We start from the raw sequence: 23,639 nt of genomic DNA on the forward strand, positions 1-23,639 counted from the left end.
GCTTACTTCTCCTTGACCTCAGTGGCGCCAGGCTCTTGGCTGATGCCGAGTTCACGCTCACGCAGGATAGTATACATCCTGGCAATGTCGTGCTTGACCGCCTTGAGGCGAGCGCTGTTTTCGAGTTGACCAGTTGCTGCCTGGAAGCGCAAGTTAAATAGCTCTTCCTTAGACTTCTTCAAGAAGCCTTCGATCTCAGCATTTGTCTTCTCGTTCAAATTCTTGATGGTGTAGTCTGCAGTTCCGACTGGCATCAGATGTCACCGCCTTCACGCGCAATAACACGGCATTTCATTGGGAGCTTATCGATAGCGCGGCGCAAAGCCTCGCGAGCGATGTCCTCAGAAACACCACCGATCTCGAACATTACGCGTCCTGGGTGGATGTTGGCAATCCAGAATTCTGGAGCACCCTTACCGGAACCCATTCGCGCACCAAGCGGGTGCTTGGTTAATGGACGATCTGGGAAGATCGTAATCCACACACGACCGCCACGCTTAATGTAGCGAGTCATTGCGATACGAGCTGCCTCGATCTGTCGGTTAGTGATGTAAGCCGGAGCCAGCGCCTGAATACCAAAATCGCCGAAAGCGATCTCGGTGCCACCCTTAGACATGCCGCTACGGGTAGGACGGTGCTGCTTACGATATTTAGTCCTCTTTGGGATAAGCATCTGCTCACTCCTTCGTTTCCGTTGCGGCAGGAGCTTCAGCAGCTGCAGCTTCAGCTGGCTTTTCAGCCTGTGCTTCAGCAGCCTTCTGCTGGTTAGCAGGACGTGCGCCACGACGTGGACGACGATCGCCACCACGACGACCTTCACGCTTACCCTGCTGAGCCTGCTGCTCTTCGAACTCACGCTCGGTCATATCACCCTTGTAGATCCAGACCTTTACGCCGATACGGCCGTATGTGGTCTTAGCTTCAAAGAAGCCGTAATCAATCAAGGCACGAAGAGTCTGCAGTGGAACGCGACCCTCGCGATAGAACTCAGAGCGGCTCATTTCGGCGCCACCAAGGCGACCGGAGAGCTTGATACGGATACCCTTGGCACCTGCACGCATTGCATCTTGCTGTGCCTTACGCATAGCACGACGGAATGTAACACGGTTTGTCAACTGCTCCGCAATTCCCTGAGCAACCAACTGAGCGTCAAGTGCAGCATTCTTCACTTCGAAGATGTTGAGCTGTACTTGCTTGCCTGTGAGCTTCTCGAGCTTTGCGCGAACGCGCTCAGCTTCAGCGCCACGACGACCGATGATAATACCCGGACGAGCAGTGTGAATATCTACACGAACGCGATCACGAGTGCGCTCGATAACGATACGAGATACGCCAGCACGCTCGAGGTCATGGCTCATTTCCTTGCGAATCTTGTCATCCTCAAGGACGAAGTCACGATAACGCTCGCCAGCTTTGTTGGAGTCAGAGAACCACTTAGAGCGATGATTCTCGGTGATGCCCAGGCGATAGCCGAAAGGATTGATCTTCTGACCCATCTTTAGCGGGCTCCTTCCTTAAGCGAGACGATAACAGTGATATGGCTTGTGCGCTTGTTAATGCGCGCAGCGCGACCCTGTGCACGAGCACGGAAACGCTTAAGCGTTACACCCTCGTCCACATAGGTTTCCTTGATGACCAAGTCCTGCTCACGGAATGGTTCACCGGCTTTTTCAGCCTTAACGCGAGCGTTAGCGATCGCGCTTTCAAGAACCTTGCGCACCGGCAATGATGCGTCCTGAGGAGCAAACTTCAAAATGGTAATAGCTTCGCTTGCACGCTTGCCTCGGATGAGGTCGACCATGCGGCGAGCCTTGCGCGGCGTCACGCGAACGTGACGAGCGATTGCTTTAGCTTCCATGTGTCCTAACTCTCCTTTAGCGGCGTGCCTTTTTGTCGTCCTTCACGTGACCCTTAAAGGTCTTGGTCGGGGCGAACTCACCGAGCTTATGACCAACCATGGCTTCGGTAACGAATACCGGCACATGCTTGCGGCCATCATGTACGGCAAAGGTGTGTCCAATGAAATCAGGAGTGATCATCGAACGACGCGACCAAGTCTTAATGACATTGTGCGTACCCTTGTCGTTTTGCTCGTCGACTTTCTTCTGCAAGTGGGCGTCGACGAAAGGGCCCTTCTTGATGCTACGAGTCATCTATTCGACACTCCCTTACTTGCGGTTCTTACCATTCGGGCGACGACGAACAATCATCTTGTTCGAAGCCTTCTTTGGACGACGTGTACGAACCTCGCCCTTGCCCCATGGAGAAACTGGTGGCTTACCACCACGGGTGCGACCACCATGTGGATGGTCCACAGGGTTCATGGATTCGCCTCGGGTGATTGGTCTACGACCAAGCCAACGTGCGCGACCTGCCTTACCAAGCTCGATATTGGCGTGATCGGAGTTACCTACTTCGCCAACAGTAGCGCGGCAACGAGCGTCCACGTTACGAATTTCGCCAGACGGCATACGCAACTGCGCATAAGCACCATCCTTAGCGACGAGCTGAACAGCGGCACCAGCGGAACGAGCAATCTTCGCACCACCAAGTGGACGAAGTTCAATTGCGTGAACCACGGTACCGGTTGGGATATTCTTCAGAGGCAGGTTGTTGCCTGGCTTAATATCAGCCTGAGCGCCGGTCTCAATAACATCACCCTGGGCAACGCCTTCAGGAGCGATAATGTAACGCTTCTCACCGTCTGCGTAATGCAACAAAGCGATGCGAGCGGAACGATTAGGGTCATACTCAATATGAGCGACCTTTGCTGGCACGCCATCCTTGTCCCAACGCTTGAAGTCGATGAGACGATACTGACGCTTGTGACCGCCGCCGCGATGGCGAGAAGTCATGCGGCCGTAAGAGTTACGACCACCAGTCTTGCTGAGTTTGCGTACCAGCGACTTTTCAGGCGTAGAACGCGTGATCTCGGCAAAATCCGAAACCGAAGCGTTACGACGGCCTGCAGTCGTCGGCTTATAAACGCGGATAGCCATAATATAGTATTCCTTTACTTTTCTCGGCTAGCCTTCAGTTACCAAAGATGTCAATCGTTTGACCTTCAGCCACGGTGACAATAGCACGCTTCTGGTTCACACGACGGCCGAAACCGGTGCGAGAGCGCTTCAACTTGCCAGCGCGGTTCAAAGTGTTAACGTTTGTCACCTTGACCTTGAAGATTTCTTCGATAGCCTGCTTGATCTGAACCTTGTTAGCATCTGGAGCCACTACGAAAGTGTACTGACCACGATCAGAAGCTGCGTAACTTTTTTCAGAAACAACTGGCTTAAGAATTACGTCATGTGCTGGGTTATGGACTGCGACCATTTAAATCAGGCCTCCTTAACGACAGGCTCGGTCTTAGCAGCAACGAAGGCTTCGAAGCCTTCCTTGGAGAAGACGACGTACTGAGCTGTAACAACATCGTAAGTGTTGAGCTGATCAGCGAAGATCACGTGAACAGTTGGAATGTTGCGTACAGACATCCACTCATTGATGTTCTCACGAGAAAGAACAACAGTAGTGAATTGGTTATTGGTCACAGGAGTAAGTGCTGCAACAGCTGTCTTGGTGGATGGAACATCCTTAATACCAAAGTCAACTACAGCAATACGTCCAGCATTTGCACGATCCGAAAGAACGTAGCGAAGAGCAGCTGCCTTCATCTTCTTCGGGGTGCGCTGATCGTACTTACGAGGAACTGGACCGTGAACAACGCCACCATGTACCCACTGAGGAGCACGAATGGAACCCTGGCGAGCACGACCGGTGCCCTTCTGCTTCCATGGCTTCTTACCGCCGCCGGAAACATTAGCACGATTCTTCACAGCATGGGTGCCCTGACGAGCAGCAGCAAGCTGAGCGATTACGACCTGATGAACCAGTGGACCGTGAGCTAAAACGTCTTCGTTGGAGATGCCGAAAATTTCAGCAGGAGCTTCAACGGTTCCGCTTGCATTGCCCTTAGTATCAGTGACGTTCAGAGTTACGTTTGCCATAATTATCAGGCTCCCTTCACTGCCGAACGGACGAGAACGATTGCGCCCTTAGGACCTGGAACAGCGCCCTTAATAGCGAGAATGCCGTTCTCGACATCCGAAGAAACGATTGTGAGGTTAAGCGCGGTGGAAGTCACATGACCCATGCGACCAGCCATACGCTTGCCCTTCAAAATGCGGCTTGGAGTTGCGCAAGCGCCCACAGAACCTGGGCGACGTTCGTTCTTGTGCGAGCCGTGAGTACGGCGATAGGACTTGAAGCCCCAACGCTTGATAGTGCCAGCAAAGCCCTTACCCTTGGTAGTGCCAGTGACATCTACTTCAGAACCCTCAGCGAACAATTCAGCAGTCAATTCCTGACCTGGCTGATAATCTGCTGCGTTCTCGGTGCGCACCTCAGCGAGGTGACGACGAGGAGTTACACCAGCCTTTGCAAAATGACCAGCCAATGGCTTAGTCACCTTGGTAGGATCAATCTGGCCATAACCGAGCTGTACTGCGCAATAACCGTCAGACTCTACAGTCTTTACAGCGGTAACTACGTTAGTAGCAACTTCAACCAGAGTTACGGGGACGAAGAAGCCGTTTTCATCCCAAACCTGCGACATACCCAGCTTGCGGCCGAGCAATGCAGTGCGATTCTTATTCTGCGACATTACTTTCTCCCCCTTCCTACAGCTTGATCTCGATGTTTACATCCGCAGGCAGGTCAATGTGCATCAAAGAATCCACAGCCTTTGGCGTTGGATCTACGATGTCAATGAGGCGCTTATGAGTGCGCATCTCGAAATGCTCGCGAGAATCCTTGTATTTATGAGGAGAACGGATAACAACAAACACGTTCTTCTCGGTCGGCAGAGGAACCGGACCCACTACTGTGGCGCCCGCGTTCGTCACCGTCTCGACGATTTTCTTCGCCGATTGGTCGATGACCTCATGGTCATAGGACTTAAGCCTGATGCGGATTTTCTGTCCCGCCATTGCCGTCCGCCCTTTCTAGCGATTCGTTTACTGTTTACCAACCTGAATTCAAGGGCACCGGCGAGAATAAACCCCTAGGGTAATTCCACATCAGTGCGCGGCATCAAAAACCTATTCATACAAAAAGATTTCGATTCAAAGTTTTTGCTTCCGCGCTCGCTTTTTTTAATTACAATATGCGAGCCTTAAAACAGGCAACTAAGTAATTAAACCATCAACCTTCGATTATTAAAAACCGGGCGTGTCGGCTATTTTCCAACAAAAAATGGCAGAAACTACAATTAGTTGAGCTTCTGCCATTATTAACTAAATACGCAAATAATTACGCCGCTTCACGCTCCAAACGCATGCGATGGCCTTCTTTTTGAGAAATACCATAATATGCAGCAATAGCAATATCCTTCATATCCTCAATTTGCGGAATACGAGGATTTGCAGGCGCACACTGATCTTCGTAAGCACGCATGCCAATATTGTCAAGTATCGACCAGTAGTACTCTTCGTCTACGCCACAAGCCTTAAACGAAGCGTCCATTCCAAGCTTTTCATTTCGATACTCTTCAACAGCACGAGCAAGATTTTCAACGCCTTCTTCAGGGGTTTTACCAGGATCTACACCGAGATTCTTAGCGATCTCCTGATATCTCTCAAGAGCAATATAGCGGTTGTACTTTGGCCAGCTAGTTGGCTCTTGCGGAATTTGACCGTTATAGCGAATAACGTAAGGCAGCAAAATTGCGTTTGTATGACCGTGTACAACGTGGCACAAAGCACCAATAGTATGAGCCATAGCGTGGCACATTCCTAAGAATGCAGAACCAAACGCCATTCCAGCCATAGTAGCTGCATTATGCATTTTTTCTTGCGCTTCAACCTTGCGCTGAGAATCTTCGCAATTCACGGAATCGTTGAGATTTTCCCAAATAAGTTTCGAAGCATGCAAAGCCATAGCATCCGTAAAATCATTTGCGTAAACAGAAACATAAGCTTCCATAGCATGAGTTAAGGCATCAAAACCAGAATCACATGCCAATCGACGCGGCTGCGTACGAGCCAAAACAGGATCGACTATTGCGACCGTTGGAGTCAAAGCGTAGTCCGTAATAGGATACTTGTATCCAGTCTTGTGATCTGTAATAACAGCGTAAGGCGTAACTTCAGAACCAGTTCCGGAAGAAGTTGGTATGCAAACAAGCTTAGCTTTGCTGCCAAGAGGCGGAATCTTAAATGCGCGCTTACGAATATCGAAGAACTTTTCTCGCAAATCAGCGAAAGAAATCTCCGGATGCTCATACATAAGCCACATAATCTTAGAAGCATCCATTGGCGAACCACCACCAACAGCAATAATTGTGTCTGGCTGGAATTCGTCACGCATCATTGCAGCCCCTCGCTCAACTGTTTCAACGCTTGGCTCAGGCTCAACGTAATCAATAATACGGAAGCTAACGCGATTATCTCGAGCACGAAGCTGATCAACAATCTTATCGACTACGCCAAGTTGCTCCATAACCTTATCGCACACAATAACTGCGCGCTCAACGCCGTACATATCCCTCAAATAACGAATAGCATTCGGCTCAAAATAAGTTTTAGCCGGAATCTTGAACCATTGCATATTATTATTCCTTCGTGCAATACGCTTAATATTAAGAAGATTTATAGCTTGTACGTTGCCGGAAACGGAATTTCCACCATAAGATCCGCATCCAAGAGTAAGCGAAGGAGCAATCGCGTTGTAAATATCTCCAACGCCACCAAGAGATCCAGGAGAATTCCAAACAATTCTGCAAGCATGCATACGAACACCATATTCGCGCACAAGATCTTGATTATTTGTGTGAATTACAGCAGTGTGACCAGCTCCATGTACAAGCATCTGCTCGCACATCTTGAAGCCTTGTTCCTTATTTTCTGCACGAAGCATTGCGTGTACAGGAGCGAGCTTTTCCATAGTAAGCGGCTCCATTTCGCCAACTTCTTTGCACTCTGCAACCAAAATCACAGCATCATCTGGAATTTCAAATCCAGCTTCGTGCGCAATATATTGCGGAGACTTACCAGGAACAACGGAATTAAGTTTTGGTGTATTTCCAGAATATGCAGTGCATCCAAACATATATTGTTCAAGCTTAGCTTTTTCGTCAGCATTAACAAAATATGCTTTCCTGCGCTTCAATTCGCGAAGTAATGGCTCATACACATCCTTATGCGCAATAATTGCTTGCTCTGTTGCACAAATCATTCCGTAATCAAAATGCTTTGAAAGAATCAAATCGTTTGCAGCGCGCACAATATCAACGTCACTATCGACATATGCAGGAGCATTTCCTGCACCCACACCAAGAGCAGGTTTTCCTGAAGAATATGCTGCCTTAACCATTCCAGGACCGCCTGTTGCAAGAATAGTTGCGATCTTTGGATGTTTCATCAATGCACCGGTAGCTTCAATTGAAGGATGTTCAATCCACTGAATGCAATCTTTTGGCGCGCCTGCAGCCACAGCAGCATCGCGAACAATTCGAGCTGCTTCAGAAGAGCACTTTTGCGCAAAAGGATGGAATCCAAAAATAATTGGACAACGAGTCTTAAGTGCAATAAGCGACTTAAAAATAGCTGTAGAAGTTGGGTTAGTAACTGGAGTTACGCCTGCAACAATACCAACCGGTTCAGCTATTTCGTCAATTCCGAGAACATCGTCCTCGCGAATAATACCAACTGTTTTTTGACCTGCTAGATAATGCGTAATATGTTCGCATGCAAAGATATTTTTTGTAGCTTTGTCTTCTACTAGGCCACGACCTGTTTCATCGACAGCCATCTTTGCAAGAACCAAATGTTTATTCAACGCTGCCACTGAAGCTTTAGCAACAATATGATCGATTTGCTGCTGATTAAGCTTCTCAAACTCATTCAAAGCGACAGTTGCTTTTTCAACAAGTTGATCAACTTCATTTTGAGCAGCTAACGCAACGTCATCAGCACTAGCAGTTTTGCCAGTCTCGGCTTGGTGTTGTGCCTCAACCATGAGTATCCTCCTCGATAGTTCCACCAGCGGTACCAATAGACTTATGAGCAGACTAATTTAGTATTCACCGCTAAATATGTGATACAAGTCACAATTTAGCCTCTTTGCTGTACTTTCGCATCTTTGGAGCGAGTTGCGCTATTTATGAGCGAGCTTTATCCTCTATTGTTCGTTATTTGTTCTTATTTGTAATAATTTATGTTCGATTAATAGATAAATTTTTCTAGAATGTCAATTTTAACGGCTAGTTGCACACTATTTATAACATTTACTCAACAAATTTAATTTAATTTAATTTAATAAATAATAAAAAATACAAAAAATGGCTCCCAGCAAAACCAGGAGCCATTTGCAAATATAAATTCGCGAAACTTAACGCTTCGAGAACTGAGGTGCACGACGTGCCTTGTGCAAACCAGCCTTCTTGCGTTCCACAACGCGAGCGTCGCGGGTCAAGAAGCCAGCCTTCTTCAAAGCAACACGGTTTGCATCGCGATCGATAGCATTCAATGCACGAGCAACACCCAAACGAATAGCACCAGCTTGACCAGTGGTACCACCACCGTCAACGAGGACTACAACATCAAACTTGCCTTCAAGCTTGAGCAACACGATTGGTGAATTCACTTCGCGCTGCAACAAACGAGATGGGAAGTACTCCTCCAAAGTGCGACCATTGATAGTCCACTTGCCGGAGCCAGGAACCAAGCGCACGCGAGCAACAGCTTCCTTACGACGACCAGTGCCATAGCCTGGCTCGATGGCGGAAGTACCAGTGCCTGCACCAGCATTGGTTTCAGTGGTGTAGCTAGTCAGTTCTTCTTCGTTCTCAAGAACCGCGGAGTTGTTATTTTCTGCCATATCTATTCTCCTTGATCTCACTTAGCCTGCTGAGAGACCTGAGCGATCTCGAAGACCTGTGGCTTCTGCGAAGTGTGCGGATGCTCAGCGCCGGTGAACACACGAAGACGGTCAAGCTGCACCTTAGCAAGACGATTCTTTGGAAGCATGCCCTTAACGGCAGTCATGATAATACGCTTTGGATTCCTCTCCAAAAGCTCTGCATAGCTATCACGACGAAGGCCGCCTGGACGACCAGAGTGGGAATACAGTTCCTTGCTCAACTTATTGCCAGTCAAAGCAATCTTTTCAGCGTTAATAATAATAACGTGATTGCCAGAATCAGCATGAGGAGCAAACGTTGGCTTATTCTTACCACGCAGCAAGATTGCTACCTGAGAGGCCAAACGACCAAGTACCACGTCAGTGGCATCGATGATGTACCAGTCATGAGTTAAATCTGCTGGTTTCGGTGTGAAAGTCTTCACAATCGTACCTTTTCTCTATTGTGTTTCGAGCGTATATTTTCTTGGTTTATAGAAAATATTTTACTCATAATCCGTGGGCTCCCTGAAAGTCCTCGATGGCGAGTGGGAAAAGCGCTTTGAAGGACCCCTTAGGGAAACACAACAATCTGCAAGTATATCGCCAAGTGGCGACTACTTGCAAATGTATATTTTATATAAGGCTGCGACGAATTACAAAACGAATCGCAAAACGAATCGCAAAACGTCACGCGTTCATAATTGCTGAAAGCGACCGCACTCTAGGCAAATCAAACATATTGTCCAAAGACACAGGATTGCCTTCACCATCAGCTAACGGAATACGCCAATTTGGATACTCGTCATTCGTTCCAGGCTGATTTTGCGTACGATACTCTCCAACTGCATCAACCAAAGAAGCAGCAAGCAAACGCGAAGGAGCATCCTTCAAAGCGCGATACAATGCCTCAATAATCTCCTGAGTATGAGCATCCTCATCTTCAAGCAACTGAGCATCCAAATAACCACCTTTGACCAACATTCGCATCATAGCGCGATGCTCTGCCTCAGCGCCAGCGCGGAATTCTTCAACAGAACCAGTAAGCAAGTGCAAACGCTCACGAATATTAACCTGTTCATAGCGCAAATAGCCGGCAGCAGGAGGCAAATCATGCGTATTTACAGATGCAAGCGTCATTTCGCGCCACTTGTCTGGAGTGCGGAATTCGCCGTCACGCTCTTCGAACCATTCAACCGTGCAACCAAGCACAGCCTTCTTGCGCAACACTTCCAAAGCATTTGCAGGCAAAACACCCAAATCTTCGCCAACAACTACACCGTGAGCGCGAGCGGCTTCAATTGCCAAAATGCCAAGCATAATATCAGCATCGTAGTAAACATAAGCACCGCCACTTGGAGCTGAACCTTCTGGAATCCACCATAAGCGGAAAAGTCCAAGAATATGGTCGATGCGAACAGCGCCTGCTGAAGCAAACATTCCATGAACCATATCTCGGTATGTTTTAAAACCAGTACGCTCAAGCTCAAATGGATGCAAAGGTGGCTGAGACCAATCTTGACCTTGCTGATTGAAGTAATCAGGCGGAGCACCAACAGTAGCTCCGTTAGCAAATCGCTCTGGATTCCACCAAACTTCAGATCCTGCAGGATGCACGCCAACAGCCATATCAGACATAATGCCGATTTTCATACCAGCGTTACGAGCAGCAACTTGAGCATCATGCAATTGCGTAAAAGCAACCCACTCAAGCCAACGATAAAACTCAAGAGTATCTGGGAAACGATTAGCTAATTCGCGAACTTGATCAGAATCCTTAGTAAGAGTCCTCTCCCAGCAATCGTCACCCTTTGGAGCACCCCACTTGTCATAGCACAAGCACCAAGTAGCATAAGATTCAAGCCTGTCACCCATCTCCTGCTTAAACTCATTAAAAACGCGAGCGCGAGTTTCAGACATACCAGCCTTGAAAATCAGCCACAATGCACGCATTTTTACACGCCACATGGAATCACGGTCTATTATTTGCGCGTCATTGTTAAGCGGCTCAACCTGTCCATGAAGCTTTTCAATTTCTTTGCGAGTTTTATCGTTTAACGTTTCGTACTCAGGAATACTTTCTGGGCGAATATACGTTACATTTACCATTCCTCGAGCAACCGGCAGGTATGGAGATGGAGTAAGCGGAGTTATAGGCTCACCTGCATGCATTGGGTTTATTAGCACAAAGTCAGCACCAGTTTTTTGCTTAGCTTCAGTAAGAAGAGTCGCCAAATCAGCAAAATCACCAACGCCCCAAGACTTTGAAGAACGGATTGAGTAAAGTTGCGCCATCCATCCCCAAAGCTGTTCTCCATTTGGTTCCAAGGAATTAAGCGTATCAATGCTTTCTGGAGCACTAATAAGTGTTGCCTCTTCTTGACGCTCACCAACCGTCACACGCAATGTGTGATAACCCATTGGCACATCTTCAGGAATTTTTATAAGAGATGTTGCAACAAATTTCCCATTTACAGGGTATGCAACATCATTTTCGTTAGGAACAATAGTTAAATCGCCTTTATATTGTTCACCATTTTCCAATGTCAATGTTGCAACTGGGTATTCTAATATTCCCGTATTAACTGTAACTTCATCACATTTGCCAACAGTGTGCAAAATAGTTGGCGCAATAATGCGTCCATGTCGATACGCTAAAACGTCGTTTGTAGATTTTTCTATTGCCTCATTGGTCGAAGCGTCCACGCCTAATGCGCCTAAAACCGAAACTAATACGTTATCTTGAATCTCGTGTTTTTGATTATCTGAACCAATAAAACTCACGCCAACGCCCATTAATTCAGCAAGACGGTGTAATGGCTTCATTGCTACTTCTTCATCTGTTGTATTATCCATACGCTCCATTATTCGCGTTAGCAACGACTGCGCGCCGCTGATGATACATCTTCAGATTTATCGTTACATAATTCTTGCAGCACATTTTGTGGAACACCAGGATTTAACGCAACAGCTCTTCGTACCATGGAAGCTAATACAGTTGGAGCGTTTTCTTCTGCACTAACACCAAGGGAGGCCAAATATTTCAATGTTTCAGCACTTATGCCATCCGATTGCGCACCCTCTAAACGCATTTTCCAAGAAGCTTTTGGATTGCATAATGCAGCATTTCGAACTGCATTACATGAATCTTTAGTAAGTCTTCCAACTAACCAATTTTTAGCATTTTTATTTTCAGCAACAGCCAAACGCACTTTATCAGCAGAATCTTCAGAAAGTTTCACTAATATGTTTGGAAAAGGCATTTCTGTAGCTAAATAAATACGGTCTTCTTCTGGAGTATTGATATTACCTGCAACTGCTTCAAGCAAGGAAGTGGCTCTAGAAAATGCCGCTTGATCTGATCGATCCGGTAATTCTCTCCTAGCAAATTCATGAAGCTCAGCTGAATCTTCGCTATGTCGTAAATGCTCATATACAGCAGTTAAAGGTTCATAAGATGAATCGTCAGTAGTGTTTGTTTTTTCATTAGTCTTTTCCATGAAATCACCTTTAACGCTTAGTATCTATCAGCTTATTACTTAGAGTACCATCTGCTTCCGGCACAACGCTTCCAGAAAAAGCATTCTGAACCATATCAAGAAATTCTTGTGATTTTAAAGTTGGAATAGCAATATTAAGAGAAATTTCAGCACCATAAATTTCGTTGTCAATTATGCCTTCCATTTGACTTACAATATGCTGCAACATTCGCAATTGTTGATATTGCAACTTGCAAGTAAAACGAGTGCACGTAATAATATCAACTATTTGCGCAGATTCTACTGCCATACTTGCTGCACGCGCATAAGCTCTGGTTAGACCACCAGCTCCAAGCAAAATACCGCCAAAATATCGCGTTACTGTTACTACACAATCTGTTAAATTTGACGATCTAAGTACATCTAATATTGGTTTTCCTGCTGTCCCAGTTGGCTCACCATCGTCACTCATGCGCTCACGCAATTGAGCTTTCGATGAGCCACAAATTGCAGCATAAGCAACATGACGAGCTTTAGGATTCTTAAAACGCACTGATTGCATAAATTCCACAGCATCGTCAAGATTGTCAATATGACAAATACATCCAATAAACTCTGATTTTTTCTCTACGAAAGAAGCCTCGAAAGGCTGCGATTGCAATTGACGAACAGTGTGCAGAATATTATGCGAATTAATCACTAGATACTACCAATACTACGCTTTTTCGTAACGCAATAACCTGTCAATGATACCAGAAATATCTTCCATTGCTGCATCGGCACCTCCTTCGGTACCAATTTTTACAGATTCATGTATTTCTTTATTGACATGTTCCCTTGCCACTATCACTGCTAAAGAATGTAAAGCAGCAGTTGCAGCGGAAAGCTGCATAAGAACATCTTGACACTTCGCATCGTTTTCAATCATAGTATTGACTGCTGCAAGCTGACCTTGTACTCGATGCATGCGTACTATCAGTTTTTCTTTATCAATATCATAACTTTTCATCGTTACTCCGATTTATCAATTACATAACCACACAAAGGTTATAACATCATATACAAATTAATACAATAAATCGTTGTATCTATATTATGCATCATCGTATTATTTATTGCAAAATGACGCGTTAATCTACTTCAAAAAGATCTCAATAGACTAACGCGTCAAATATTCTATATCAAAACATATTATCGCACTAATCTACGCCTCATTGGAGGAATTTCGCTATGCCGTGCCCCAGTAGACATTCTCCCATGTTTAGGAACTATAGCTGAAAAACGACCTAACGATAAACCTGAAGCAAAGGTTAACATAATAACAGCAAGAAGTATCACAGTTACCGAAGAAGCGCCAGTAACAGCAAGCGATGTTGGAATTGTATTACTTTGATTAACATAATTCTTACTAGCATTTTCGTTGCTATTCGTACCGACATGTTGATTGGAAGTATGATCGTTCCCATCATTTTTTGAATCAGTTAAATCATCACTGTTAACCGTTTCATCACTACCAGTTTTACTATGATTTTCTTCTACTTTTTCTTTGCTTTCTTTACCATTCTCCTTATTTTCATTACTATTTTTTCCATCAGTTTCATTACTCAAAGTTTCTTCATTTTTCTCATCATTTGCATCATGCTCATCATTTCCATCATTCTTATCATTCTTAGAACGATCCTCGCCGCCGGAAACTTGCACAGTCTCTCCTTCTACACCCAATACATGAGTTGCTAAAGGATTACCCTGAGCATCGTAAACTTCAGCTTTCCAATAAATAGTTCCTTCATGATCTAATGTAATATCTGCAGAACTTACAGAAATAGAAGACTTCTTACTTTCTTCAGCCTGCTTATCTGTAATATTTACGCGAGATTGAGGCATTTTTTTCTCAATTTCAACAGATATTGCAGTTTCCTTAGTTTCTTTAGTTTCTTTAGCTTCCTTAGTTTCCTTAGTTTCAGAATTACTGTTTTTTGTACCGCTATTTTTAGTTTCACTATTCTTAGCATCACCCTTCTTAGCATCGCTACATTTAGCTCCGTCACAATCGCTCTTATTTTCCTTACCATCTTCATACTCGTATGCACTAAACACTACGTAACTGCCTTTTGGCAACGTGCCAGTAATACGAGCATTATCGTGGAACTTTTCACCAGCCTTAACTTTTTCATCGCTTACTCTAGTTGTAACAGATACAGGAGTAGTTAAAATATTTGGTTCAACTAAGGCACGACTCCACAATCCGTTATACGCAGATTTATGAGCTAAAGCGCGCGAAGAACCAGGAAAATCATAAACAAACACATACCATCCTGACTCACTATTTTTGTTAGCGCGAATATGCACATTATCTTTCAAAACTTTCGGATCCGAAGAAGATTTATTGACTCCAGCAATAGGGCGCATTGTAATGCTTCCATTACCAACCTTATAAACTCCATTTACTGCTGGAACCTCCCAATTACCAATTAAATGATGATGCGCATCTTCTTTTGGCTCTTGCTCGGCTGCTTCACCTTTAGATCCCGGCATATATTTTTCATTATCTTTTTTAGTGCTTTTTTCACTGCCTTCTCCAGCCCACCAAACGCGAATGTGTGCCTTCTTGTCGGCATTAAAACCATATGTTTCATTACCTTTAAACGATCCATATGTTTCCGGAAGACCTCTTACAGTGATTTCACTAACAATTTCTGTGCCAATACCAACAATTTTCTGCTTTGTAACAACATCAGAACTTATAGTTGCTTGGTATACAGAAGTAGAATCTGCAGAACCAAATACTTTCACAACTTCATCATCTAATTTATCTGCATCTTCTTTTTTCTGCGCATCACGAGAAATAATCCAAACCCATGTGCCAAAAAGACCAGCTTCATTATCAGCGACTTTGTAATCTTCAGCTTCCTTCAAATCTGATGCACTAATATCGCCATTTGCGCGTTTAGCCTTAGCATTCACACTTTCGTTAGCTTTAGAAAAGTCAGCTTTTGCTGCAGCAACCTGTCGCAAATCTGGCAAAGCTCTAATACGTTTCAGGTATTGAACTGCAGATTCGCCATTGTTACGTTGCCTAATTTGCAAAATATCTTTAGCAGATCCAACGAAATAATATCCTTGGGCACGCAAAGTAACTCCATTTAACCAACTATCTTTTGCCAACACTCCACTGGTTACCGTGCTATCAACCTTCTCGCCCACATGCAGCTCATGTTTTGCAACTTTTGAAGTAAGAGTCGGCTGGAAACTGTCTTTTACTCCGAAAGCAAGTTTTTCACTATATTCAGCATCGTTTATGGAACGTATCTCGTCTTGATATTCAGGTGAATAATATCTTTCAGCTTTAGGAGCTAAAAATCCAATTTTAACGATGGCAGTACCATTCCTCTTAGAACTCCAAGGAATATTCACTACTTCATCTTTTGACTTTAATTCAACAGATTGTTTACCATCATTAAACTCAACTAAAGCATCTTCAGATTCAAGCCTAATAGGAACATCTTTAAGAGCATAGCCCTTGATATTTTTCACCCTTACATGCACAACTCCAGCATGCTTTCCTGAAGTATACTCTTGATTAACTTCTAAGTTCATAGGAGTATTATTTTCGGCTTCTTCCCACAATTTCTTAGATGTTTTTTTCAAATCCTCAGTAGAGATTTTTTCAAAACCATTATCTACAGCTCTTTTCCACTCATCTTTTTTAAGATCAAAATGATCGTGCATTGCGAAAGCTATAGATGTTTGAGTAAGCAAATCGTCATTATTACTAGAAGTTTTTATCATTTCTGCAGCAATGCGATAATCTTTGTCGAGTTCTTGCTTCCAATCACCTGATGAGCGACCAAAATCTACACTTGATTCAATACAATAAGATATATGTTTCTTGCCCCAATAACTTGGTGTAGGACCAAGCTTTGTGCGAAGAGTATGATCTTTAAGCCATTCTATTTTGTCTGAAACCTTATAAAATACACCAGGTTCATCATAATAACCTAAAGCTGACTGCGTGCAGAATATAGCAGGAATTACAAAAATAGAAGCAAAAAATGCTGACAGACTACGAATAGTTTTACGTTTCATACTAGCGCGCATATTGTTATCGCTACGAGCACTATTATGCTTCCCTCCATACTTTTTCATAAAAATCTCCTTTAGCCCAACCCTTTAAATATTATTTTGAACACTTTTAATAAGCATTCATGAGTCAACTATGAGCTTAAAGAAAGTATGAGTAAATATTTTTTTACTATTGTGGTTAAAAGCTTGAGTAAAATTACGGAGCTATTCACAAATCCACAATTTCTTCTTTTGATATATTATTTTTTATTTCTAAAGTGTAAAATAAGCGCATTTTAATTGCATACTGCACGTTTTCTATACGCAATCGATAAAAAAACAAAAACTCCGGACCGCGAAAAGCAATCCGGAGTAACCCGCGGAGTCAGAGAGATTCGAACTCTCGAGCCGCTTACACGACTAACACCTTAGCAGGGTGCCCCTATCGGCCACTCAGGCATGACTCCACTTGTTTACTGTACATAACAGCAACAGATTGACACTATAGCACCTCTTAAGGACTGTAAACAAGCTTGGCGACACACTTTAAGATAACATTAATATAACAATATCCAGTGCTACACAGGATTATGATCTCCAGAAAACGTTACGACTACAGCAAACATAACAAGAATTATTCCTGCAATATCAGTCAATGTTGGAATTTCACCAAATCCCATTCCAATAATAACCGCGATCGCAGGATACAACGCTTGCATAACAGAGTATTTTGCAGAAGTAACACGTTTCAATAAAACCTGATCAAGCAAAGTTGGGAAGAAAGAAGCGCATATTGCAATAACCAACATTAACGCAAGTAAAGCAAAAGAACCACCAGGGCGAGCAGCCCAAGTAGCTTCTGGTTTAGGCGAAATAACATGCTGCACTGCAGGAATAGCAAGAACAATAGACTGCAGCAGCCAACCGATAAGAGCTGCAACACTTACACGATCAATAGCATGTGAACTTTTTGCCAACATGCGACCTGAAACAATATATAGACCCCACATTGAACCGCCAACAAGAATGGCGAATAACCCAATTAGAAAATGTGGGCTTACTGAACTATGTATAGAAGCACTAGCTAACAGCATAATGCCACAAACAGCAATCACAATTCCCACACGCTCTCGCCATTCATGACCTGTAATAACAGCTACAAGCAAGGGGCCTATGAATTCTATGGTTACCGCAACGCCAACAGCCATGCAACTAATAGCAACATAGAACATAGTGTTCATAGCAACTAACGACACGCCAACAGCTGCAACAATCCCCCATTCTCGTAGCGTTTTTGGCAAAAGACTACGTTTGCTGCGAGAAAATGGTCTTCTCCAAGCCAAAAGCAACAATGTCATAAATCCTACGCGATACCACACTGCATACAGAGGATCCAATTGGCTAAAAGCTACTTTTGCAACAGAGGTTGCTGTATACACCATTGAAGCCTCAATGACGATAATAAGCAGCACAGGCATGCGATGTAAAAGATTGACGACAAATTGCTTCATAGCAACAACCCTACATGAATATTGATCCGACATACGCTTTTCTACAAAAACATTAGTTTAATCCACAAATTTTTTCCATAAAATCGAACGTTTGTTCTATTATAAACTTATGAGTACAGCACCGAGAGTACAAGCAGCGAAACGTGATTGGGGGCACGACACCTCAGGTTGTAACATACTTCACGTCGACATGGATGCATTTTATGCTTCTTTAGAAGTTGCAAGACATCCGGAGCTTAAAGGAAAGCCGCTTATTATTGGCACAGGCAATCGTGCTGTTGTTTCTGCAGCAAGCTACGAAGCGCGCGCTTACGGCGTTAATTCCGCTATGCCCGTTGTTAAAGCTAGAAATCTTTGTCCACAAGGAGTTTTCTTGCCAGTTGACATTCCTTATTATTCAAACGTTTCCAAAAGTATTTTTGAAAATATTTTTTTGCATATTACTAATCAAGTTGAAAAAGTTTCTGTTGACGAATGCTATATGAATGTTAAATCGGCTTTATTACAGTGGAAATCGCCTGTAAATATTGGAACTTGGGTACGAAAAGAAGTATTTGAAAAGTATCATATTACATGTTCAGTTGGTATTGCTAACAATAAACTTATTGCAAAAATGGCTTCCACTAATGCAAAACCTAATGGAATGCTTCTTATTCCGCAAAAATGCAATGAAGATTTTGTATCAATAATGCCATTGCGCGCAATACCAGGAATTGGCTCATCTTTAATACATAAGCTTGAGGATTGGGGCTTATCTACTGTTACGTCGCTTAAAAATGTTGACGAAGCAACGCTTACTCGCATAACAGGTTCGCAAATCTTAGCAAGAATGATATATCAATCAGTTAGGGGCATAGACGAGCGCACTGTGACTGCACATACCCCTGAAAAATCCATTGGAAGTGAGCGAACTCTTGATACAGATACCACGGACGAGAATGCTGTTAAACAATTACTACAGCAATGCTGCAGCGAAGTAACTCAACAGTTGCGAAACAGAAAACTTATGGCACGCACTATAACGTTAAAACTACGCTTTGGCGACTTGCATTATGTTACTAGATCTTCTACTTTGCAAAACGCAACTGATTCAACACACGAGTTTTACGAGCATGTCGTTGTTTTGCTTTCTAAAGCTAATCCAATTGTGCATAATTACATTCTTGGAGGCAATAATACAAAGCTTTTAAGCCCAGTTCGTTTAGCTGGTGTTACAGCGAATAATCTTGTGCCAACAAATAAGGTTTCACTTCAGCCTTCTCTAAACGATATTCTGGAGGAAAATACTCGCGAATCTAAAAATCCTACACAAAACAGCATGTCCGCAATGAATAAAAATACTAGATTGCGTCACGCAGAACACGCTTTAGATGCCGTTCGCAAAAAATACGGCAACAACGCAGCTCATATTGGATTATGAACTCGCGCCACATTAAACAATACTTTTTCAAATGATTAATTACTTGCTTTATCTGAACGCGGAGGCAAGGCTGCAACGCGAGCTTCATCCCATCCGGAAGCTCCAGCATCTGTAGCTCCTCCCAAATCTCCGAGCTTGTCGAAATAATCAACCGCAGCATCGCGATACCACTCCCAGCCTTCTGGCAAATCATCTTCATAAAAAATAGCTTCTACTGGGCAAGCCGGTTCGCAAGCTCCACAATCCACACACTCGTTCGGGTTAATATAAAGCGTTCGATCACCTTCATAAATGCAGTCTACAGGGCATTCATCTACACACGCTTTATCTTTTACATCAACGCAAGGCTCTGCGATTACATATGGCATAATGCCCTCCTTTCTGCTTTTATGCAACTTTTCTATTATAGAACATTTTTGAAAAGTCTATAACACAAGAAGTCGGCATGCGAATATAATCGTATGCCGACTTCTTGCTAAATAAATAATTTATTAATTTTGATTATTTTGCGAGGCCGCAGCAGACGCCTCAGCTTGAACTTCTGCACGAGCCTGCTCCTCTGTTTCTCCTTCAGCTACCTTCGCTGCAGCAGCGGCATCTTGAGCAAACAAAGTTTCAACCGGAACACCGAGCTGCTTAGCTTTACGCAACTGCCTGCCAAGCAAAGAATTGCGGTAAGAGTAACCGAAGTACACCGCAAAACCAATTGCTAGCCACACTGCAAAACGAATCCACGTAAGCACAGACAAGTTAAGCATGAGCCAGAATGTAGAAAGTGCTGCAAACAGCGGAAGCCATGGATTACCAGGAACGCTAAATGAACGGTGCAAATCTGGTCTGCGCATACGCATAATCGGCACGCCAGCAGAAACAAGCAGGAATGCAGAAAGCGTACCAATGTTCACCATATCGGAAAGAATGCCAATATCGAGAGTGGAAGCAACGACTGCCACAACAATACCAGCAACAATCTGAAGTCTTGCAGGAATACCACGCTTGCTCACTTTAGAGAAGCTGCGTGGAAGCAGACCATCGCGACTAACAGCGAAGATAATGCGCGTAAGACCAAGCAAAAGCACCATCACAACGGTTGTCAAACCAATAACAATACCGAGGGAAATAATCTTTGCAGCCCAAGTAGCGCCCACAAGTTCGAAGCTTGTAGAAAGCGAAGGAGCGGCTTGCTTTGCCAAATCCTTATAGGAAACCATACCAGTTGTTACAACTGCAACGAGGATGTAAAGAACAGTAACAATAAACAATCCAAGACCAATGCCTCGTGGAATATTCTTATGAGGATCCTTAGTTTCTTCTGCTGTGGTTGCCACAACGTCAAAACCAATAAACGCGAAGAACACGAGGGCCGCGCCGGAAAGAATACCTGGAACGCCATAAACAGCTGGCTGCATGCCTGTTACCCACTGCCACAAAGGCTGTGCCATAACCCCAGAGACTTCTATTCCCTTTACACTTGCAGCGTCGGTTGCAGGTGGCACAAATGGCGTAAAGTTGGAAGCTTTAATGTAGAAGAAGCCCACAACAACCACGAACAGAACGATACCAATCTTCAAGATTGTTAAAGCGCCGTCGAAGCGTGCAGAAAGCTTAGTTCCAAGGACAAGCATAGTTGTAAAGAATGCAACGATTATAATTGGAGCAACATCAATAGTGAAACCACCTACGTTAAAACTGGTGGTCATATTCAAACCGAAAAGCTTCATTAAATCGTTAAGATAAACGCCCCAATACTTTGCAATTACTGAGCCAGCCATCAGCATTTCTAGGATCATATCCCAGCCAATAATCCAAGCAATAAGCTCACCAACTGTAGTATATGTAAACGTATAAGCAGATCCAGCAACTGGGATCATTGAAGCAAATTCTGCGTAGCACATTGCAGCAGAACCGCATACAATGCCTGCAATAATAAAGCTAATAATTACAGCAGGACCAGCATGGAATGCTGCAGCCTGAGCACCGACAGAGAAAATACCGGCACCAACAGCGACAGCAACACCCATAACTGCCAAATCCCAAGCATTTAATGTACGTTTAAGATGGCGTTCACCATCCATAGTCTCAGCGATAGTCTGTTCAACAGACTTCTTTCTCCATATTTGCATAATAAACGCACTTTCGTTGAGGTATAGGTATAAAGGTATGCCGCAATCAGAAGCGAATTAATAAATTTGCGAAACAGTTGCGACTTCACCTATATAAAATTTCTACTTAATTTTCTTTATTTATTCCTGTAAATGTAATTAAATAAAAAATTTATATAGATAATGTAGGTAAATATTACACAAAACATTGCTTACACGGTAGTTTTACCGTGTGTTCCTTTATTATTTGTGAAAATTTAAACAATAAACTTATATATTACTGCATAAAACATATTATATTCGTAAAATTTTCAGTTTATAGAAATATTTATTACAACAGGTTCAGGAATAAGCGTTACACCAAACTTACTTTGCACACCACGGATAATAGTTTTTGCCAAATTTGCAATGTCGTCACAAGAAGCATTATTACGATTGGTAAGCGCCAAAGTATGCAATGAAGAAAGACCTGCAGGCGAAGGTTTCCCATTTTCTATAAGCCTAAAACCCTTATGGAATCCAGCATGGTCAATAAGCCAAGCTGCAGAAGTTTTTATACCATGCGATCCATCTTGCATAATTGCATCAAATTTAGGAGCATCTTCTGGCAAAGTATCAGCTTCACTAGTACTAAGTATTGGATTCATAAAGAAACTACCGCAACTATGACGATCACTGTAAATATTATCGCCCTCTAAAAATTCGCCAGTAACATAGTCTTCACTTTGCAATCGCAAAGCAAATTCAACACCTTCAGCACACTTTGTACCACGCATCCACAGCTTATCGTAACGAGAAGCATCCTCAAGCATGCCTTTAGAAGCACGAACGCGCAAAACTTCACGACGTATTGCTGCTGTTTGCATACGCTCGCCTAATTCTACGTGCAAAGCATTAGCTAATTGCGAATGAGAAACAACGCCAGTTGAATTATGCTTCAAACAAAAAGTAACAGACAGTACAACGTAACGAGGAGTAGGAAAATACGAGTCCGCAGGGACTCCTACTGAAGAGTACATGCTTTTTTTAAGCAATGAAGTGCGATACCCAAAATTTAAAGCATCCTTTTGCAACTCCATAGTTGATTTTGTTTCGCGATCCCAAACTTCTACGGAAGTAACACTTTGAGATACTTCTTGACCATAAGCGCCAATATTTTGTACAACAGAAGCCCCAACAGTGCCAGGTATGCCAGAAAGACCTTCTACACCCTCTAAGCCAAGAGAAATCGTATGTGAAACAAAATCATCCCAATTACAACCAGCTTCAGCATTGATATGCACTAAATGAGCACCACTTTGCAAATCAATGCCATCTTCTGAAGGTGCTGCTTCATCAAGCACATGAATATCGCGTCTAGCATCTCGCACAACAACGCCGTTGAAATCCTCATCACTAACAAGCATATTAGAGCCGCCACCGATAACACATAAAGGCAGACCAGCCTCATCAGCATCTTCTACCGCTTCAATAACAGCAACGCGACTTTTGGGCTCTATAAAACGCACAATTTTGCCACCTACGCCAACAGTTGTTATATCTGCAAATGATGGATTATTTACTAAAGATGCTTGCATACTCATGGTTTAAATATTAACAGCAATAAATAACAAAAACCCCGCATTAAGCGGGGTAATAAGCATAAAATCTGCGCAACTAGCAACAAGCTTAAACAAGCCAAAACCGTGAGCGCAGTAAGCTGAAAATTCAGCGAGTCTCGCGATGAAGCGTATGCTTGCCGCAGCGTGGGCAGAACTTGTTCAACTCAAGACGATCAGGCGTATTGCGACGATTCTTCGTCGTGATGTAATTACGCTCTTTGCACTCCGTGCATGCCATCGTAATGCCCGGACGGATGTCGGCGCTCTTGCTTGCCATTTCGTTCACCTCTACAATTCATTATTGGCCAGCCAGTCTCCTACTGGCCGTTGTAGCGAGGAAGAGACTCGAACTCTTGACCTTACGATTATGAGTCGTACGCTCTAGCCAGCTGAGCTACCCCGCCAGAGAGCCTCGAGTGAGAATCGGACTCACGACCTCTTCCTTACCAAGGAAGTGCTCTACCACTGAGCTATCGAGGCGTGGCGGGTAGTGGATTCGAACCACTGAAGCACGAAGCGGCTGATTTACAGTCAGCTCCCTTTGACCACTTGGGAAACCCGCCAGCAGTCTC

24 protein-coding genes and 4 tRNA genes are annotated in these 23,639 nt (G+C 43.9%); 1 reads left to right on the forward strand and 27 read right to left on the reverse strand.

Annotated elements, in window-relative coordinates; translation table 11 throughout:
* Positions 1 to 2 precede the first annotated feature (2 nt).
* The 20 genes from rpmC to HXT38_RS04960 all read right to left on the reverse strand — a co-directional run bounded on the left by rpmC (position 3) and on the right by HXT38_RS04960 (position 17,944).
* Entirely contained in the window at positions 3 to 254 is a 252-nt protein-coding gene (rpmC, locus tag HXT38_RS04865; RefSeq protein WP_004105502.1) for a 50S ribosomal protein L29, read from the reverse strand.
* A complete protein-coding gene (gene rplP, locus HXT38_RS04870; RefSeq protein WP_004109684.1) occupies positions 254 to 673 on the reverse strand; it encodes a 50S ribosomal protein L16 in 420 nt (139 codons plus the stop codon). Before rplP ends, rpmC begins: the two co-directional genes overlap by 1 nt.
* A gap of 4 nt (positions 674 to 677) precedes the next feature.
* Positions 678 to 1,496, reverse strand: coding sequence for a 30S ribosomal protein S3 (rpsC, locus tag HXT38_RS04875; protein ID WP_004574090.1), 819 nt, complete (start codon positions 1,494 to 1,496; stop codon positions 678 to 680).
* Positions 1,497 to 1,498: 2 nt separating this feature from the next.
* Positions 1,499 to 1,858 carry a 50S ribosomal protein L22 gene (gene rplV / locus HXT38_RS04880; RefSeq protein ID WP_004105510.1) on the reverse strand — a complete coding sequence of 120 codons (360 nt, stop codon included), beginning with the start codon at positions 1,856 to 1,858 and terminating at the stop codon, positions 1,499 to 1,501.
* A 16-nt stretch (positions 1,859 to 1,874) separates the two neighbouring features.
* Positions 1,875 to 2,153 (reverse strand): 30S ribosomal protein S19, encoded by a 279-nt coding sequence (gene rpsS / locus HXT38_RS04885; protein WP_004114357.1) that lies wholly within the window; start codon positions 2,151 to 2,153, stop codon positions 1,875 to 1,877.
* 15 nt (positions 2,154 to 2,168) lie between these two features.
* A complete protein-coding gene (gene rplB, locus HXT38_RS04890; protein ID WP_004574091.1) occupies positions 2,169 to 2,999 on the reverse strand; it encodes a 50S ribosomal protein L2 in 831 nt (276 codons plus the stop codon).
* Between the two features lie 34 nt (positions 3,000 to 3,033).
* Positions 3,034 to 3,330: a 50S ribosomal protein L23 gene (rplW, locus tag HXT38_RS04895; protein WP_004105515.1), complete on the reverse strand. Its 297-nt coding sequence runs from the start codon at positions 3,328 to 3,330 to the stop codon at positions 3,034 to 3,036.
* 5 nt (positions 3,331 to 3,335) lie between these two features.
* The gene (rplD, locus tag HXT38_RS04900; protein ID WP_004105517.1) at positions 3,336 to 4,001 is read right to left on the reverse strand and encodes a 50S ribosomal protein L4; all 666 of its coding nucleotides are present in this window, start codon (positions 3,999 to 4,001) and stop codon (positions 3,336 to 3,338) included.
* A 5-nt stretch (positions 4,002 to 4,006) separates the two neighbouring features.
* The gene (rplC, locus tag HXT38_RS04905) at positions 4,007 to 4,657 is read right to left on the reverse strand and encodes a 50S ribosomal protein L3 (protein ID WP_004105519.1); all 651 of its coding nucleotides are present in this window, start codon (positions 4,655 to 4,657) and stop codon (positions 4,007 to 4,009) included.
* A 16-nt stretch (positions 4,658 to 4,673) separates the two neighbouring features.
* A complete protein-coding gene (gene rpsJ / locus HXT38_RS04910) occupies positions 4,674 to 4,982 on the reverse strand; it encodes a 30S ribosomal protein S10 (RefSeq protein WP_003808013.1) in 309 nt (102 codons plus the stop codon).
* Positions 4,983 to 5,304: 322 nt separating this feature from the next.
* The gene (gene adhE / locus HXT38_RS04915; RefSeq protein WP_410295685.1) at positions 5,305 to 8,010 is read right to left on the reverse strand and encodes a bifunctional acetaldehyde-CoA/alcohol dehydrogenase; all 2,706 of its coding nucleotides are present in this window, start codon (positions 8,008 to 8,010) and stop codon (positions 5,305 to 5,307) included.
* A gap of 372 nt (positions 8,011 to 8,382) precedes the next feature.
* Positions 8,383 to 8,871: a 30S ribosomal protein S9 gene (gene rpsI / locus HXT38_RS04920; protein WP_004105525.1), complete on the reverse strand. Its 489-nt coding sequence runs from the start codon at positions 8,869 to 8,871 to the stop codon at positions 8,383 to 8,385.
* A gap of 17 nt (positions 8,872 to 8,888) precedes the next feature.
* Positions 8,889 to 9,338 carry a 50S ribosomal protein L13 gene (rplM, locus tag HXT38_RS04925; RefSeq protein WP_004574093.1) on the reverse strand — a complete coding sequence of 150 codons (450 nt, stop codon included), beginning with the start codon at positions 9,336 to 9,338 and terminating at the stop codon, positions 8,889 to 8,891.
* A gap of 244 nt (positions 9,339 to 9,582) precedes the next feature.
* Complete coding sequence (gene malQ, locus HXT38_RS04930) at positions 9,583 to 11,757, reverse strand: 4-alpha-glucanotransferase (RefSeq protein ID WP_100209130.1); 2,175 nt, start codon at positions 11,755 to 11,757, stop codon at positions 9,583 to 9,585.
* An 8-nt stretch (positions 11,758 to 11,765) separates the two neighbouring features.
* A complete protein-coding gene (locus HXT38_RS04935; RefSeq protein WP_004105530.1) occupies positions 11,766 to 12,392 on the reverse strand; it encodes a hypothetical protein in 627 nt (208 codons plus the stop codon).
* 10 nt (positions 12,393 to 12,402) lie between these two features.
* On the reverse strand, positions 12,403 to 13,071 hold the full coding sequence (locus HXT38_RS04940) for a YigZ family protein (RefSeq protein ID WP_004574095.1): 669 nt from the start codon (positions 13,069 to 13,071) through the stop codon (positions 12,403 to 12,405).
* Positions 13,072 to 13,086: 15 nt separating this feature from the next.
* Entirely contained in the window at positions 13,087 to 13,380 is a 294-nt protein-coding gene (locus tag HXT38_RS04945) for a metal-sensitive transcriptional regulator (protein ID WP_004574096.1), read from the reverse strand.
* Between the two features lie 182 nt (positions 13,381 to 13,562).
* Positions 13,563 to 16,517, reverse strand: coding sequence for a peptidase (locus tag HXT38_RS04950; RefSeq protein WP_174143427.1), 2,955 nt, complete (start codon positions 16,515 to 16,517; stop codon positions 13,563 to 13,565).
* Between the two features lie 296 nt (positions 16,518 to 16,813).
* Positions 16,814 to 16,900, reverse strand: a tRNA-Ser gene (locus tag HXT38_RS04955).
* 111 nt (positions 16,901 to 17,011) lie between these two features.
* Complete coding sequence (locus HXT38_RS04960) at positions 17,012 to 17,944, reverse strand: EamA family transporter (RefSeq protein WP_004574098.1); 933 nt, start codon at positions 17,942 to 17,944, stop codon at positions 17,012 to 17,014.
* Between the two features lie 109 nt (positions 17,945 to 18,053).
* Here HXT38_RS04960 and dinB point away from each other — a divergent pair, with 109 nt between their 5' ends.
* A complete protein-coding gene (gene dinB / locus HXT38_RS04965; protein WP_032835315.1) occupies positions 18,054 to 19,364 on the forward strand; it encodes a DNA polymerase IV in 1,311 nt (436 codons plus the stop codon).
* A gap of 35 nt (positions 19,365 to 19,399) precedes the next feature.
* Here the strand turns inward: dinB and fdxA are convergent, their stop codons facing one another.
* The 7 genes from fdxA to HXT38_RS05000 all read right to left on the reverse strand — a co-directional run bounded on the left by fdxA (position 19,400) and on the right by HXT38_RS05000 (position 23,630).
* Positions 19,400 to 19,732: a ferredoxin gene (gene fdxA / locus HXT38_RS04970; protein ID WP_004105541.1), complete on the reverse strand. Its 333-nt coding sequence runs from the start codon at positions 19,730 to 19,732 to the stop codon at positions 19,400 to 19,402.
* Positions 19,733 to 19,855: 123 nt separating this feature from the next.
* Positions 19,856 to 21,487 carry an APC family permease gene (locus HXT38_RS04975; protein ID WP_064340729.1) on the reverse strand — a complete coding sequence of 544 codons (1,632 nt, stop codon included), beginning with the start codon at positions 21,485 to 21,487 and terminating at the stop codon, positions 19,856 to 19,858.
* 290 nt (positions 21,488 to 21,777) lie between these two features.
* Positions 21,778 to 23,049, reverse strand: a complete 1,272-nt coding sequence (locus HXT38_RS04980; protein WP_421777101.1) for an FAD-binding protein — start codon at positions 23,047 to 23,049, stop codon at positions 21,778 to 21,780.
* Between the two features lie 124 nt (positions 23,050 to 23,173).
* Entirely contained in the window at positions 23,174 to 23,344 is a 171-nt protein-coding gene (gene rpmG / locus HXT38_RS04985; RefSeq protein WP_004105548.1) for a 50S ribosomal protein L33, read from the reverse strand.
* A gap of 53 nt (positions 23,345 to 23,397) precedes the next feature.
* Positions 23,398 to 23,471 (reverse strand) — tRNA-Met (locus tag HXT38_RS04990).
* 4 nt (positions 23,472 to 23,475) lie between these two features.
* Positions 23,476 to 23,547: transfer RNA gene (locus tag HXT38_RS04995), tRNA-Thr, on the reverse strand.
* 1 nt (position 23,548) lies between these two features.
* Positions 23,549 to 23,630 (reverse strand) — tRNA-Tyr (locus tag HXT38_RS05000).
* Between the last annotated feature and the right edge of the window lie 9 nt (positions 23,631 to 23,639).

It is taken from the genome of Gardnerella sp. DNF01157 (assembly GCF_049244225.1).
GTDB lineage: Bacteria > Actinomycetota > Actinomycetes > Actinomycetales > Bifidobacteriaceae > Bifidobacterium > Bifidobacterium leopoldii.

Coding starts and splice junctions, on each gene's coding strand:
- rpmC (WP_004105502.1), bottom strand. CDS start 254: ATGCCAGTCGGAACTGCAGACTACACCATCAAGAATTTGAACGAGAAG.
- rplP (WP_004109684.1), bottom strand. CDS start 673: ATGCTTATCCCAAAGAGGACTAAATATCGTAAGCAGCACCGTCCTACC.
- rpsC (WP_004574090.1), bottom strand. CDS start 1,496: ATGGGTCAGAAGATCAATCCTTTCGGCTATCGCCTGGGCATCACCGAG.
- rplV (WP_004105510.1), bottom strand. CDS start 1,858: ATGGAAGCTAAAGCAATCGCTCGTCACGTTCGCGTGACGCCGCGCAAG.
- rpsS (WP_004114357.1), bottom strand. CDS start 2,153: ATGACTCGTAGCATCAAGAAGGGCCCTTTCGTCGACGCCCACTTGCAG.
- rplB (WP_004574091.1), bottom strand. CDS start 2,999: ATGGCTATCCGCGTTTATAAGCCGACGACTGCAGGCCGTCGTAACGCT.
- rplW (WP_004105515.1), bottom strand. CDS start 3,330: ATGGTCGCAGTCCATAACCCAGCACATGACGTAATTCTTAAGCCAGTT.
- rplD (WP_004105517.1), bottom strand. CDS start 4,001: ATGGCAAACGTAACTCTGAACGTCACTGATACTAAGGGCAATGCAAGC.
- rplC (WP_004105519.1), bottom strand. CDS start 4,657: ATGTCGCAGAATAAGAATCGCACTGCATTGCTCGGCCGCAAGCTGGGT.
- rpsJ (WP_003808013.1), bottom strand. CDS start 4,982: ATGGCGGGACAGAAAATCCGCATCAGGCTTAAGTCCTATGACCATGAG.
- adhE (WP_410295685.1), bottom strand. CDS start 8,010: ATGGTTGAGGCACAACACCAAGCCGAGACTGGCAAAACTGCTAGTGCT.
- rpsI (WP_004105525.1), bottom strand. CDS start 8,871: ATGGCAGAAAATAACAACTCCGCGGTTCTTGAGAACGAAGAAGAACTG.
- malQ (WP_100209130.1), bottom strand. CDS start 11,757: ATGGAGCGTATGGATAATACAACAGATGAAGAAGTAGCAATGAAGCCA.
- HXT38_RS04935 (WP_004105530.1), bottom strand. CDS start 12,392: ATGGAAAAGACTAATGAAAAAACAAACACTACTGACGATTCATCTTAT.
- HXT38_RS04945 (WP_004574096.1), bottom strand. CDS start 13,380: ATGAAAAGTTATGATATTGATAAAGAAAAACTGATAGTACGCATGCAT.
- HXT38_RS04950 (WP_174143427.1), bottom strand. CDS start 16,517: ATGAAAAAGTATGGAGGGAAGCATAATAGTGCTCGTAGCGATAACAAT.
- HXT38_RS04960 (WP_004574098.1), bottom strand. CDS start 17,944: ATGAAGCAATTTGTCGTCAATCTTTTACATCGCATGCCTGTGCTGCTT.
- dinB (WP_032835315.1), top strand. CDS start 18,054: ATGAGTACAGCACCGAGAGTACAAGCAGCGAAACGTGATTGGGGGCAC.
- fdxA (WP_004105541.1), bottom strand. CDS start 19,732: ATGCCATATGTAATCGCAGAGCCTTGCGTTGATGTAAAAGATAAAGCG.
- HXT38_RS04975 (WP_064340729.1), bottom strand. CDS start 21,487: ATGCAAATATGGAGAAAGAAGTCTGTTGAACAGACTATCGCTGAGACT.
- HXT38_RS04980 (WP_421777101.1), bottom strand. CDS start 23,049: ATGAGTATGCAAGCATCTTTAGTAAATAATCCATCATTTGCAGATATA.
- rpmG (WP_004105548.1), bottom strand. CDS start 23,344: ATGGCAAGCAAGAGCGCCGACATCCGTCCGGGCATTACGATGGCATGC.